The organism is Aeromonas sp. S2(2024) (assembly GCF_041402505.1).
In the GTDB taxonomy this organism is placed as follows: Bacteria; Pseudomonadota; Gammaproteobacteria; order Enterobacterales; family Aeromonadaceae; genus Aeromonas; species Aeromonas media.
The window spans coordinates 195,599-208,284 of record NZ_JBGLRL010000004.1 but is presented as its reverse complement, the minus strand read 5'-3'; the positions used below and the strand labels follow the sequence as shown (position 1 = coordinate 208,284).

The window sequence follows — 12,686 nt, the reverse complement described above, 5'->3', positions numbered from 1 at the left end:
AACGGCTAAAGATGTAGTTAAATTACTAGATATACCCAATAAAAAATGCATAATTAATATATCTTACTAAATCATAAAAATGATCTATTTTTGATTAATCTCAATGAATTAATCCCTTTAGTTGCGCGCAGAATGCGCCTTTATTGATTTGGATCAATTTTCGTATTATTACCATCGTGGTATATATGACCCCAACGAAGTAAAGGTGTAAGGCAAGGCCCCGTTAAATCATCCCGTCATCAAGGTGGTTTAAAAACATCAGGGTAATGTGCTTACCGTTGAATCCGCTTTCCTATGAGGAGTCATACCATGATCAAGGGCATCCAAATCACCCAGTCCGCCAACGCCGCACTGCTGAACTCTTTCTGGCTGCTGGACGAAGAGAAGCAACAGGCTCGTTGCATCTGCGCCAAGGGCGACAGCTTCGCCGCCGATCAGGAAGTCAGCGTCTCTGACCTGGGCCAGTTCGAATACCGTGAACTGCCGGTCCAGACCGAACCCGTGGTCGAGGGGGGTCAACACCTGAACGTCAACGTGCTGCGCCGCGAGACCCTGGAAGACGCCATCGCCAACCCGGAAAAGTACCCGCAGCTGACCATCCGCGTCTCCGGCTACGCCGTGCGTTTCAACGCCCTGACCCCGGAACAGCAGCGTGACGTGGTCACCCGTACCTTCACCCAGAGCCTGTAATACCCTCTGCGGTCATCTGCACCATGAAAAACGGCCCACGCGGGCCGTTTTTTTATGAGCAGAAGTGCGGATTACCCCCTCCCCGGGTAACGCCTGGCAGCTATCCGTGCTGATTGACCTTCTGCACCGTGACCGGATTGGCGAGTACCTCGTTCATCTTTTGCTCATCAAGCTGATCGCAGTAGCGCGCCACCACCAGGGTCGCCACACCGTTGCCGATAAGGTTGGTCAAGGCACGGGCCTCCGACATGAAGCGATCTATCCCCAGGATCAGCGCCAGTCCGGCGAGCGGCAGGTGCCCCACCGCCGAGATGGTGGCCGCCAGCACGATGAAGCCGCTGCCGGTGACCCCGGCCGCCCCCTTGGAGGAGATGAGCAGCACCACCAGCAGGGTGAATTGCTGGAACAGATCCAGCGGCGTATTGGTCGCCTGAGCGATGAAGACGGCCGCCATGGTCAGGTAGATGGAGGTGCCATCCAGGTTGAAGGAGTAACCGGTCGGGATCACCAGGCCCACCACCGACTTCTTGCAGCCGAGCGCCTCCATCTTCACCAGCATGCGCGGCAATACGGATTCGGAAGAGGAAGTGCCCAGTACGATCAGCAGCTCTTCCCGAATATAGGAAATAAAGCGCACTATGCTGAAGCCATTTGCCCTGGCAATGCTGCCCAGCACCATGAAGATGAATAACAGGCAAGTCACATAGAAGCAGGCAATTAACTGGCCGAGCTGAACCAGCGAACCGATACCATATTTCCCTATGGTAAACGCCATGGCACCAAAGGCGCCAACCGGTGCCAGTTTCATGATCATGTTGATGATGCCGAAAATAACCTGGGAGAAGCTGTCGATCATATTGAAGACTAATTTCCCCTTCTCGCCGATATGATGCAGGGAGAAGCCAAACAACACCGCAAACAGCAACACCTGAAGAATGTTGCCGCTGGCAAAGGCACCGATCACGCTGGCCGGGATCACGTCCAGCAGGAAGGCGATGATGCCCTGGGACTTGGCTTGTTCGGCATAGGCCGAGATGGCGCTGGCATCCAGCGTGGCGGGATCCACGTTCATGCCGACCCCGGGTTGCAGCAGGTTGACCACGCACAGCCCGATGACCAGGGCTATGGTACTCACCACCTCGAAGTAGAGCAGCGCGATGGCACCGGTTTTCCCCACCGCCTTCATGCTCTCCATGCCGGCGATGCCGGTCACCACGGTGCAGAAAATAACGGGGGCAATGATCATCTTGATTAATTTCACGAAGCCATCACCCAGCGGCTTCATATCAGCCCCGAGGTCGGGATAGACATGTCCCAGAAATACCCCCAGGGTGATCGCGAGCAGCACCTGGAAATAAAGGCTGCTAAATACTTTCTTGTGCATGATTAACGTCCTGTTAATTAATTGACAACTCATATGGCAGAAATAGGCATGCAGGGAGCCGTCACGAGACAATATCCTTATCTCGCTGGCGCCATGCTATTTCGTCATCGCAACGGCGCCACTTTCACACGTTATAAGAAGCAATTAAGAGACATCAATCACACAACATAATTAACATCATTAACACCACAGCAACCTGAATGTATTTGATCGGCGATGCATTTAAGACCCCAATGAAAACATTCTGGATATAAAAATGCCCCGCATGGCGGGGCACCTGGCATCACTAAACCGGCGTGCTGGATCAGACGGAGGTATCCAGCGGTTCGAAGCCCTTGATGAGGTCGTCGATGGCCTTCATCTGCTTGAGGAAGCCTTCCAGCTTCTCCAGCGGCAGGGCGCTCGGGCCATCGCAACGGGCGATCTTGGGATCCGGGTGGGATTCGATAAAGAGACCGGCCAGACCGACCGCCATGCCGGCACGAGCCAGCTCGGTCACCTGATCACGGCGACCGCCTGAGGCCGCACCCAGCGGGTCGCGGCACTGCAGGGAGTGGGTCACGTCGAAAATCACCGGATAGCCACCTGTTGTCTTCTTCATCACCCCCAGGCCCAGCATGTCCACCACCAGGTTGTCATAACCGAAGTTGGCACCGCGCTCGCACAGGATCAGCTGATCGTTGCCGCACTCCTCGAACTTGTCGGTGATGTTCTTCATCTGGCTCGGGCTCAGGAACTGCGGCTTCTTGATGTTGATGACGTTGCCGGTGCGGGCCATGGCCTCCACCAGATCGGTCTGGCGCGCCAGGAAGGCGGGCAGCTGGATGACATCCACCACCTCGGCAACCGGCTTGGCCTGATGCACTTCGTGCAGATCCGAGATGACCGGCATGCCGAAGGTCGCCTTGAGCTCCTGGAAGATCTTCATCCCCTCTTCCAGGCCCGGACCGCGGTAGGAGTGGATGGAGGAGCGGTTGGCCTTGTCCCAGCTCGCCTTGAACACGAACGGGATGCCCAGCTTGCTGGTCACTTCCACGTACTTCTCGCACACCGCCATCGCCATGTCGCGGGATTCCAGCACGTTCATGCCGCCAAACAGCACGAAGGGTTTGTCGTTGGCGACGTCGATCGCGTTGATCTTGATATTCTTCTGTTCCATCTCGGCATCCTTAAGTAAAGAGGCTTCCCCAGACCCCTCAATGGAGGGGCTTGGGGCTAAGATCCAGGCTGGCCAGCTGGGTTTTCAGCACATCGGCCACAGGATCGTCCGGGCATTGTTCAATAAAGTATTCAAAATCGTCGGCGGCGAAGCGGGGGCAATCGAGTTGCTCGTAGATGAAGCCCCGATCCCGCGTCTCCAGCGGATCACCGGGCTTCATGCGCAGCAGCAGCTCGCTGCAGCGCAATGCTTCTGTCATGCGCTCCTCCCGCAGCAGGGCCCCCTTGTTGACGTTGAGCAGGCGTTCGATGATCTCCCACTGTCCCGCAGGCTGCAGATGGTCATCGCTCAGGGTCGCCAGGTTGCCGAGGGCCCCGCGCAGCAGCAGCTCGATGCGGTGCAGGCTCAGCTCGTCACCGTTGAAGGGGTCCACATAGACCTCCCCCTCCAGGCCGGCGAAGCTCACCAAGAAATGGCCCGGGAAGCAGATCCCCTCCACATCCAGGCCAATCTTGCGACCCAGCTGGATGATGAGGATGCCAAGGCTCACCGGTATGCCCTTGCGCTGCACCAGCACCTGGTTTAGGTCGCAGTTGGCGCTCGAGAAATAATCCTGCCAGTCGCCCCGAAACCCTAAGGTCTGGTAGAAGCCCTGCAGCAGCTGACGGCGCACCTCGTCACAGTCCCCTTCGACTATGGCCTCGTCCAGCCAGGTATCGAGGCGGGCCAGCTCGGCCTCTCCCGTGCCACCATGGCCCAGGATCTCGTCGCTCACCGACAGCGCCAGTTCGGCCAGGTCGTGGGCCTCGAAGTCGGTCCACTCATCCACACGTATCATCGTCGTCATCCCTAACCGAACAGGTTGGCCTGCTTTTGCACCGCCAGCTTGGCGATAAAGAAGATCCACCCCAGGGCGCCCAGGAAGGCAAACCAGCGGATGCTGTTGCTGCGCGCCAGGCGCAGCGCCATCATGCCGAGGAAGGCCACCGCCAGCACGGCGCTCAGCTTCTCGCTGAGCCAGGGGATCCCGTTATTGAGGGGGTTGAGATCCAGCACCATGCAGAGCAGCACGCCGGAGAGCACCACCAGGCCATTGAGCCAGCCGCTGGCCTGTAGCACCCGGCCGTTACGGGCATGAATGGAGCTGGTTTGGGCCCAGTAAAAGCGCAGCATGAACATCAGCACGGCCCCGACAATCAGGGTGAGGTGCAGATGTTTGAGAACAACATACATATGGTTTCCTTGCACAGGGGCGGACAGCTCCGCCCGTCATCATCACGGCGCCAGACGACCCAGGGTCACCCGCTCGTTATCCCCATAATCCCGCACGGTTTCCACCTGGCAGTAGCCCTGTTGCAGCAGAAGCTGACGCACCGCTGCCCCCTGCTCCCAACCGTGCTCCAGCAGAAGCCAGCCCCCCGGGCACAGATGGGCGGGGGCACCGGCGATTATCAGGCGAATGTCCGCCAGCCCCTGCTCGTCCGCCACCAGGGCGGAGCGCGGCTCGAAGCGCACATCCCCCTCGTCGAGATGGGGATCCGCCCCGTCGATATAGGGCGGGTTGGAGACGATCATCGCAAAACGCGGTGCATCCGCCAGGGGCTCGAACCAGCTGCCGTCCCGCACTTCGATGGGCAACCCCAGGGCGGCGCTGTTGGCGCGGGCCAGGGCGGCGGCGTCCGGCATCCGATCCACCGCCCATACATCGGCATCGGGCCGCTCGGACTTGAGCGCCAGCGCGATGGCGCCGGTGCCGGTGCCGAGATCCAGCAGGGCGCAGGGGCCGGCCGGCAAGCGCACCAGCGCCTGCTCCACCAGCACCTCGGTGTCGGGGCGCGGGATCAGGGTGGCCGGGCTCACCTTGAGCGGCAGGGACCAGAACTCCCGCTCGCCGATGAGGTGGGCGATGGGTTCTCCGACCAGCCGACGGTCAAGCCACCCTTGCAGGGTGGCCTGCTGGGCGGCATCGAGCTCGCGCTCAGGCCAGGTCATCAGGTAGCTGCGCCGGCAATCCAGCAGATGGCAGAGCAGCGCATCGGCGTCGGCACGGGGGGATTCCCCAAAGGCCAGGGTCGCCATGATGTGGGCACGAGCCTGCTGGATCTGCATTAGTTGCTCTCGGCCAGGGAGGCGAGCTGATCCGCCTGGTATTCCTGCACCAGAGGCGTGATGACGCAATCCAGATCCCCTTCGAGGATCTCCCCCAGCCGATAGAGGGTGAGGTTGATGCGGTGCTCGGAGAGGCGACCCTGGGGGTAGTTGTAGGTGCGGATGCGCTCGGAGCGATCGCCTGAGCCCACCAGGTTGCGGCGGGTGCTCTGCTCGGCGGCGCGGTGACGCTCGTCCTCGGCCGCCTGCAGGCGGGCAGAGAGCACAGACATCGCCTTGGCGCGGTTCTTGTGCTGGGAGCGCTCATCCTGGCACTCCACCACCAGCCCGGTGGGCAGGTGGGTGATGCGGATGGCGGAGTCGGTCTTGTTGACGTGCTGACCACCGGCCCCGGAGGCGCGGAAGGTGTCGATCTTCAGCTCGGAGGGGTTGATCTCGATCTGTTCGGCTTCCGGCACTTCCGGCAGCACGGCGACAGTACAGGCGGAGGTGTGCACCCGGCCCTGGGATTCGGTCTCGGGTACCCGCTGCACCCGGTGGCCGCCGGATTCAAACTTGAGGCGGCCGTAGACGTGCTCGCCGTCCACCTTGGCGATCACCTCCTTGTAGCCACCGTGCTCGCCGTCGTTGCAGCTGACGATGGAGACGCGCCAGCCCTGGCGCTCGGCGTAACGGGAGTACATGCGGAACAGATCCCCCGCGAAGATGGCCGCCTCGTCGCCACCGGCACCGGCGCGGATCTCGAGATAACAGTTGTTGTCATCCTTGGGGTCGCGCGGCAGCAGCATCACCTGCAACGCCTGCTCCTGCTCCTCGAAGGTCGCCTTGGCCAGCGGCAGCTCCTCCTGCGCCATCTCGCGCAGGTCGGCGTCATCCTCTTCCAGCATCATCTTGGTGGTCTCGAGGTTCTCCTCGGCCTGACGGAAGCGCTGGAAGGCGTGCACTATGTCTTCGAGCTGGGCATATTCCCGGGTCAGGGCACGGTATCTGTCCTGATCCGAGGCGACCCCGGGCTCGCCGAGCAGGGCCTGTACTTCTTCGTGGCGCTCGATGAGGCCTTCCAGCTTTCTGATCAATGACGGGTTCATAAATCTTGTGTTCTCGATGGAGGTAGGGGCAGCCGGCTGGCCACCCCCAAACTATGACTCTTGTGACAACCCCAGCACCTGACGCAGCTGGGACAGCTTGTGGCTGTCCCCCTGAGCTGCGGCCTGGCGCAGGGCCTGGGTCGGTGCGTGGATCAACTTGTTGGTGAGGCGATGGGTCAGGGCCTTGAGCGCCTGCTCGGCATTCTCGCCCTGTTGCAGGGCCAGCAGGGCACGCTGCAACTCTTCATCCGCCACCTGCTGGGCCTGGTGGCGGTAATCGCGAATGAGATCCACAGAGTGCTGGCTGCGATACCAGCCCATGAAGTCGTCACGCTCTTCCTGCACGATGAGCTCGGCCTCGGCGGCCGCCCGCTTGCGGGTCTCCAGGTTCTGCTCGATGATCCCCTGCAGATCGTCCACCGTGTAGAGATAGGCATCGGAGAGCTCGTCCACCTCGGCTTCGATGTCCCGTGGCACGGCGATGTCCACCAGGAACATGGGTTTGAAGCGGCGGGCCTTCAACGCGCGCTCCACCATGCCCTTGCCGATGATGGGCAGGGGGCTGGCGGTGGAGCTGATGACGATGTCCGCCTCGTGCAGGTAGTCCGGGATCTCTTCCAGCGTCATCACCTGGGCGCCGAACTCCTCGGCCAGCAGCTGGGCCCGCTGCAGGGTGCGGTTCGCCACCATCATCTGGGTGACGCTTTGCTCGCGCAGGTGGCGGGCGACGAGCTCGATAGTCTCGCCCGCCCCTACCAGCAACACCTTGGTCTGGGAGAGATCGGAGAAGATGCGTTTCCCCAGGCTGACGGCGGCGAAGGCCACCGACACCGCGCTGGCGCCGATCTCGGTGTCGGTACGCACCCGTTTCGCCACCGAGAAGGATTTCTGGAACAGACGCTCCAGCGAGCCCTTCACCGCTTCCGCCTGCTGGGCGTGGGCGTAGGACTGCTTGATCTGCCCCAGGATCTGCGGCTCGCCCAGCACCAGGGAGTCGAGCCCGCAGGCGACCCGCATCAGGTGGCGCACCGCCTCCTCGTCCTGGTGGCGGTAGATGGCGGAGAGCACCTCGCTCGCCTCCAGCGCGTGGAACCGCTGCAACCAGCTCAGCACCTGCTCTCCTTGCCCTTGTTCCAGGCTGCAGTACAGCTCGGTGCGATTGCAGGTGGAGACGATCACCGCCTCGCTGACGCCGGGCTGCTCCACCAGCTCACGCAAGGCGCGATCGATGCAGTCCGGGCCAAATGCGACCCGTTCCCGCAAGGCGACACTGGCGGTGTTGTGGTTGATTCCGAGGGCAAGCAGACTCATGGGTGGGTGATGATCGTTTCGTGCACAGGGTATGAAGGCCGACAATTGTACGAGAAAGGGTAAGTCTTTAAAAGCGATACGGCCGCCCCTTATACTGTGGCAAACCTCTTATCCGGAGCACGACCTTGTTCTTGCGTATCTTCTCCCTCGCCTGCCTGCTGGCACTGGCCGGCTGTACCACCACTCAACCCCAGCGGGATCAGGTCAACTGGCAGCAGGAACGGGCCCGTCTCGAACAGCTGACCCACTGGGAACTGTCGGGCAAGATGGCCATCATCACGGCACGCCAAAAGGGCAGCGCCCGCCTCAACTGGCAGCAGAACGGCGATGACTATCGCCTCAACCTCACCAGCCTCATCGGCACCCATATCCTGGAGCTCTCCCGCAGCAAGGGTGAGATCACCCTGACCGACAACGAGGGCAAGGTGCACCAGAGCCAGGATGCCGAGGCCCTCGTCTATCAACTCACCGGCTGGAATATTCCGGTCACCGGGCTGCCGGAGTGGATCAAGGGGCTGCCGGGCCAGGCCGAATTCGAGCTCAACCCCGATGCCAGCCTGGCCTCGGTGCGCGACGGTCAGTGGCAGATCGTCTATGGGGACTACCGGGATCAGGACAACTACCGGCTGCCCCACCTGCTGACCATGACCGGCCAGGGCAGCCGCCTCAAGTTGCAGATCAACCAATGGACCCTGGCGCCATGATGAGCCTCCCAGACCAGAGCGCGCCGAAGACGCCGCTCCGCTGGCCGGCGCCGGCCAAGCTCAACCTCTTCCTGCACGTCAACGGCCGCCGTCCCGACGGCTATCACGAGCTGCAGACCCTGTTCATCTTCCTCGATCACGGCGACTGGCTGGAATTCGAGCCGCTCGCCGATACCGACCTGCTCACCCTGAGCCCGGCCATCCCCGGCGTGCCGGATGAACAGAACCTCATCATCCGTGCCGCCCGCCTGTTGCAGGGGAGGCTGCCAAGCCCGATGGGGGCCCATATCCGGCTGGAGAAGGTGTTACCCATGGGGGGCGGCATCGGCGGCGGCTCGTCTGACGCCGCCACCACCCTGGTGGCCCTGAATCATCTCTGGCAGGCGGGGCTCGGCGAAGACGAGCTGGCGGAGCTCGGCGTGCAGCTAGGGGCCGACGTGCCTGTGTTCGTGCGCGGCCGGGCCGCGTTTGCGGAAGGGGTTGGCGAGAAGCTGCAACCGGTCGAGGTGCCGAGCGCCTGGTATCTGGTGCTCAAACCCGATTGCCATGTGGCAACGGCGGCGGTTTTTCAGGATCCCGAGCTGCCTCGCAACACCCCCAGGATGACATTGCACAACCTGCTGGAAGGGGTGTGGAAAAACGATTGCGAATTGCTGGTGAAAAAGCGCCACCCCGAGGTTGCCAATGCGCTCGGCTGGTTGCTAGAATACGCGCCGTCAAGAATGACGGGCACTGGTGCCTGCGTCTTTGCTCAATTTGAAGACGAAGTGGCTGCTCGGAAGGTGTTGGCAAGGGTGCCGGAAGGCTGGGATGGGTTTGTCGCCAAGGGCGAGAACATATCACCACTCTTCGCCACTTTGCAACAAGTCAGTGATTGGGGTATCGCCAAGCGGTAAGGCAGCGGGTTTTGATCTCGCCATTCCTAGGTTCGAATCCTAGTACCCCAGCCAATCTGACGTGATGACGCTGAAGGTGACGGTTCTACCGTCCGCCCGGATAATCCGGCGCCACCACAGAGCTTCCAGAGACCTTGTCCGTTCTCTTGATAAATCGTTTGCCCCCAAACGATACGGGTCTGAATCAGACTCCCCACATACTGGATGCAACCCCGAGGTTTCAAACCGTGCCTGACATGAAGCTGTTTGCTGGTAACGCAACGCCGGAACTAGCCCAGAAGATCGCAGATCGCCTGTTTATCAAACTCGGCAATGCTGCCGTAGGTCGCTTTAGCGACGGCGAGATCAGCGTACAGATCAATGAGAATGTACGTGGTGGCGATATCTTCATCATTCAATCCACCTGTGCCCCGACCAACGACAATTTGATGGAATTGATCGTCATGGTGGATGCACTGCGTCGTGCTTCAGCTGGCCGTATTACTGCCGTTATCCCCTACTTTGGTTATGCCCGTCAGGACCGCCGCGTCCGCTCCGCCCGTGTGCCCATCACCGCCAAGGTCGTCGCCGACTTCCTCTCCAGCGTGGGTGTGGACCGTGTGCTGACCGTTGACCTGCATGCCGAGCAGATCCAGGGCTTCTTCGACGTCCCGGTGGATAACGTGTTCGGCAGCCCTGTGCTGCTGGAAGACATGCTGTCCAAGAACCTCGAATCCCCCGTGGTTGTATCGCCGGACATCGGCGGCGTGGTGCGTGCCCGTGCCATCGCCAAGCTGCTGGACGACACCGACATCGCCATCATCGACAAGCGTCGTCCCCGCCCGAACGTCTCCCAGGTCATGCACCTGATCGGTGACGTGGCTGGCCGTGACTGCGTCATCGTCGACGACATGATCGATACCGGCGGCACCCTGTGCAAGGCGGCCGAAGCGCTGAAAGAGCGCGGCGCCAAGCGTGTGTTCGCCTATGCGACTCACCCTGTCTTCTCCGGCACCGCCGTGGAAAACATCAAGAACTCGGTCATCGACGAGCTGATCATCACCGACTCCATCCCGCTCACCGCGGAGATGAAGGCGATCGGCAAGGTCAAGCAGCTGACCCTGTCCACCGTGCTGGCCGAAGCCATCCGCCGGATCAGCAACGAAGAGTCCATCTCTGCCATGTTTGAGCATTGATAGACCCTGTTGTAACAAAAACCGCCGACTGGCGGTTTTTGTTTTTCTAGCCCAGTACGGTATTGCCCTGCCCCGACAGGTTAAGGATCCCCCATGAAGTGCTCGCGTCTCCTGCTACTCCTCCCCCTCTGCACTCTGCTCGCCGCCTGCCTGCCCGGCAAGGACAGCGCCCCCTTCACGCTGACCCTGGCGCACATGAACGACACCCACTCCCAGTTCGACCCGGTCAACGCCGAGCTGAAGGGAGCCATCTTTGGCAAGGAGAGTACGGATACCCTCTACAGCCGCTTCGGCGGCTACCCCCGGTTGCTGACCATGGCGAAGGCCTACCAGGCGGAGGCGCTCACCAAGAATCAGCCACTGTTGCTGCTGCACGGGGGCGACGCCTGGCAGGGCAGCGGTTACTTCAAGCTCAACGAGGGGATGGCCAACGCCGAGCTGCTGAGCCAGTTCGGCTTCGATGCCATGGCGCTCGGCAATCACGAGTTCGATCTCGACAGCCAGAAGCTGGCCCGCTTCATCCAGGGGGTGAACTTCCCTGTGCTGGCCGCCAACCTGGACAGCCGCGACGATCCGGATCTGAGTCGGGCAAGCAACCTCAAGCCGTTCGTCATCTACGCCTTCGACGGCAACCAGAAGAGCCCGGTCACCGATCTCGACCATCTGCCAGCAGACAAACAGCTGGTCGCCGTCATCGGGCTGGTGCTGGAGGACATGGCCAACATCTCCCCCAACGTCGGCAAGCTGCGCTTTGCCAAGGAGGTGGCCTCGGCCCAGGCCACGGTCGACCTGCTGCAAGCCAGGGGGATCCAGCGGATCGTCGCCCTGACCCATATCGGCAACGCGCGGGATCTGGCGTTGGCGGCCAAGGTAAACGGCCTTGATGCCATCGTCGGCGGCCACTCCCACAGCCTGCTCGGTGACTTTCGCAACATCGGCTGGGGCAAGACGGGGGAATACGCCCAGTTGGTCACCAATCCGGACGGCGTCGGCCTGACCTGCGTGGTGCAGGCGGGATCCTACGCCCAGACCATCGGCCTTGCCCGGGTCAGCTTCGACGCCCAGGGCCGGGTCATCGCCTGCAAGGGTCAGAACCAGCTGCTGGCCAGCCGCGACTTCTTCGCCGATCCGGCCCGCCAACAGACGCTGGACAAGACCCGCAGCCAGCAGGCCGGCAAGTTCATCGACGCCCAGCCCAACCTGGTGACGGTGGATGAGGATCCGCGCCTGCGCGGCATCATCGACAGCCACTACAAACCGGCGCTGGAGCAGGCCTACGGCCCCGTCATCGGCACCCTTCCCGCGCCGTTGCAAAATGCCCGCCGCCCCGGCGACAACGGCAGTGACAACCACGGCTCCGACGTCGCGCCCCTGGTGGCGGAAGGCCAATATTATTGGGCCAATAGCCCGCAGGTGCAGGCCCTGACCGGCGGCCCGGTCGACTTCGCCCTGCTGGCGGTGGGGGGCGTGCGCGCCGACTTGCCCGCCGGTGAACTGCGTGAAGGGGAGGCGGCCCTCAGCCTGCTGCCGTTCAAGAACCCGCTCAGCGTGCTGACCCTCTCCGGCGCCGAGGTGCGGGCCCTGCTGACCGAGACCATCACCGCCACCCTGCCCGCCAGCGCCCATGCGGGCAAGTTCCCTTATGGCGGCCACCTGCGTTACAGCTTCCAGGAGACCAACGCAGGCAAGGCGGGCCAGCTGACCCGGCTGCAGTGGAAAACGGCCGGGGGTCAGTGGCAGGATCTAGTGGATACAAAGCGCTACCGGGTGGTGACCAACGCCTACAGCGCCAACGGCAACGACGGCTGGCAGGCCCTGGCACGGGCCCAGCGCCAGAGTCCAGAGAGTCAGAGTCCAGATAACAAGAGTGCCGAGCGCGTGGATCTCGCCTGGGTCGCGGGCCAGCTGACCGCCTTCCCGGTGCTGGCAGTGGCACAGCGCGGCGAGCAGCTCAGCGCCGTCTATGGGCCGGGCAAAGCTCTCGACTGCAAGGCGGCCAAGGTGGATTGCGGCACAGACGCAGCCTCGTTCGTGGACTATGTGCGTCATGCCCGCCCCCTGGTGACCGCCCTGGATGAAGAGACGGTGACCCTGCTGCGTGCCGGTCAAGCCAACGCCCCTTGAGCCGCTGCGTCAGAAACGGGCCTGACCAGGCCCGGTTTGGCGATCG

At 61.9% G+C, this 12,686-nt stretch carries 12 protein-coding genes and 1 tRNA gene; 6 read left to right on the top strand and 7 right to left on the bottom strand.

What is annotated here, in order from left to right; genetic code table 11:
- The first annotated feature begins 309 nt into the window (after nucleotides 1-309).
- A complete protein-coding gene (gene grcA / locus ACB039_RS06680) occupies nucleotides 310-690 on the top strand; it encodes an autonomous glycyl radical cofactor GrcA (RefSeq protein ID WP_005330139.1) in 381 nt (126 codons plus the stop codon).
- Between the two features lie 100 nt (nucleotides 691-790).
- Here the strand turns inward: grcA and ACB039_RS06675 are convergent, their stop codons facing one another.
- The 7 genes from ACB039_RS06675 to hemA all read right to left on the bottom strand — a co-directional run bounded on the left by ACB039_RS06675 (nucleotide 791) and on the right by hemA (nucleotide 7,741).
- On the bottom strand, nucleotides 791-2,074 hold the full coding sequence (locus tag ACB039_RS06675) for a dicarboxylate/amino acid:cation symporter (protein WP_171273417.1): 1,284 nt from the start codon (nucleotides 2,072-2,074) through the stop codon (nucleotides 791-793).
- A 304-nt stretch (nucleotides 2,075-2,378) separates the two neighbouring features.
- The gene (gene kdsA, locus ACB039_RS06670) at nucleotides 2,379-3,233 is read right to left on the bottom strand and encodes a 3-deoxy-8-phosphooctulonate synthase (protein ID WP_182788144.1); all 855 of its coding nucleotides are present in this window, start codon (nucleotides 3,231-3,233) and stop codon (nucleotides 2,379-2,381) included.
- Nucleotides 3,234-3,270: 37 nt separating this feature from the next.
- Complete coding sequence (locus ACB039_RS06665; protein WP_182788143.1) at nucleotides 3,271-4,071, bottom strand: SirB1 family protein; 801 nt, start codon at nucleotides 4,069-4,071, stop codon at nucleotides 3,271-3,273.
- A gap of 11 nt (nucleotides 4,072-4,082) precedes the next feature.
- Nucleotides 4,083-4,466 (bottom strand): SirB2 family protein, encoded by a 384-nt coding sequence (locus ACB039_RS06660; protein WP_182788140.1) that lies wholly within the window; start codon nucleotides 4,464-4,466, stop codon nucleotides 4,083-4,085.
- 42 nt (nucleotides 4,467-4,508) lie between these two features.
- The gene (prmC, locus tag ACB039_RS06655; RefSeq protein ID WP_371165346.1) at nucleotides 4,509-5,342 is read right to left on the bottom strand and encodes a peptide chain release factor N(5)-glutamine methyltransferase; all 834 of its coding nucleotides are present in this window, start codon (nucleotides 5,340-5,342) and stop codon (nucleotides 4,509-4,511) included.
- Nucleotides 5,342-6,430 carry a peptide chain release factor 1 gene (gene prfA / locus ACB039_RS06650; protein WP_041205238.1) on the bottom strand — a complete coding sequence of 363 codons (1,089 nt, stop codon included), beginning with the start codon at nucleotides 6,428-6,430 and terminating at the stop codon, nucleotides 5,342-5,344. Before prfA ends, prmC begins: the two co-directional genes overlap by 1 nt.
- 51 nt (nucleotides 6,431-6,481) lie before the next feature.
- On the bottom strand, nucleotides 6,482-7,741 hold the full coding sequence (gene hemA, locus ACB039_RS06645; RefSeq protein WP_226171907.1) for a glutamyl-tRNA reductase: 1,260 nt from the start codon (nucleotides 7,739-7,741) through the stop codon (nucleotides 6,482-6,484).
- Between the two features lie 125 nt (nucleotides 7,742-7,866).
- Between hemA and lolB the strand changes: the two genes are divergently transcribed.
- From lolB to ACB039_RS06620, 5 genes are all read left to right on the top strand, one after another.
- On the top strand, nucleotides 7,867-8,445 hold the full coding sequence (gene lolB / locus ACB039_RS06640; protein WP_043133024.1) for a lipoprotein insertase outer membrane protein LolB: 579 nt from the start codon (nucleotides 7,867-7,869) through the stop codon (nucleotides 8,443-8,445).
- On the top strand, nucleotides 8,445-9,341 hold the full coding sequence (ispE, locus tag ACB039_RS06635) for a 4-(cytidine 5'-diphospho)-2-C-methyl-D-erythritol kinase (protein WP_371165373.1): 897 nt from the start codon (nucleotides 8,445-8,447) through the stop codon (nucleotides 9,339-9,341). The genes lolB and ispE overlap by 1 nt, the downstream gene beginning before the upstream one ends.
- A tRNA-Gln gene (locus tag ACB039_RS06630) sits at nucleotides 9,321-9,395 on the top strand. Before ispE ends, ACB039_RS06630 begins: the two co-directional genes overlap by 21 nt.
- A gap of 173 nt (nucleotides 9,396-9,568) precedes the next feature.
- Nucleotides 9,569-10,516, top strand: coding sequence for a ribose-phosphate pyrophosphokinase (locus ACB039_RS06625; RefSeq protein ID WP_042652671.1), 948 nt, complete (start codon nucleotides 9,569-9,571; stop codon nucleotides 10,514-10,516).
- A gap of 93 nt (nucleotides 10,517-10,609) precedes the next feature.
- Complete coding sequence (locus ACB039_RS06620) at nucleotides 10,610-12,640, top strand: bifunctional UDP-sugar hydrolase/5'-nucleotidase (protein WP_371165345.1); 2,031 nt, start codon at nucleotides 10,610-10,612, stop codon at nucleotides 12,638-12,640.
- Nucleotides 12,641-12,686 lie beyond the last annotated feature (46 nt).

Excerpts from the sequence above, each read along its gene's own strand:
- ACB039_RS06620 (WP_371165345.1), top strand. The coding sequence starts at position 10,610 with ATGAAGTGCTCGCGTCTCCTGCTACTCCTCCCCCTCTGCACTCTGCTC.
- ACB039_RS06675 (WP_171273417.1), bottom strand. The coding sequence starts at position 2,074 with ATGCACAAGAAAGTATTTAGCAGCCTTTATTTCCAGGTGCTGCTCGCG.
- prmC (WP_371165346.1), bottom strand. The coding sequence starts at position 5,342 with ATGCAGATCCAGCAGGCTCGTGCCCACATCATGGCGACCCTGGCCTTT.
- hemA (WP_226171907.1), bottom strand. The coding sequence starts at position 7,741 with ATGAGTCTGCTTGCCCTCGGAATCAACCACAACACCGCCAGTGTCGCC.
- grcA (WP_005330139.1), top strand. The coding sequence starts at position 310 with ATGATCAAGGGCATCCAAATCACCCAGTCCGCCAACGCCGCACTGCTG.
- prfA (WP_041205238.1), bottom strand. The coding sequence starts at position 6,430 with ATGAACCCGTCATTGATCAGAAAGCTGGAAGGCCTCATCGAGCGCCAC.
- kdsA (WP_182788144.1), bottom strand. The coding sequence starts at position 3,233 with ATGGAACAGAAGAATATCAAGATCAACGCGATCGACGTCGCCAACGAC.
- ACB039_RS06665 (WP_182788143.1), bottom strand. The coding sequence starts at position 4,071 with ATGATACGTGTGGATGAGTGGACCGACTTCGAGGCCCACGACCTGGCC.
- ACB039_RS06660 (WP_182788140.1), bottom strand. The coding sequence starts at position 4,466 with ATGTATGTTGTTCTCAAACATCTGCACCTCACCCTGATTGTCGGGGCC.
- ispE (WP_371165373.1), top strand. The coding sequence starts at position 8,445 with ATGAGCCTCCCAGACCAGAGCGCGCCGAAGACGCCGCTCCGCTGGCCG.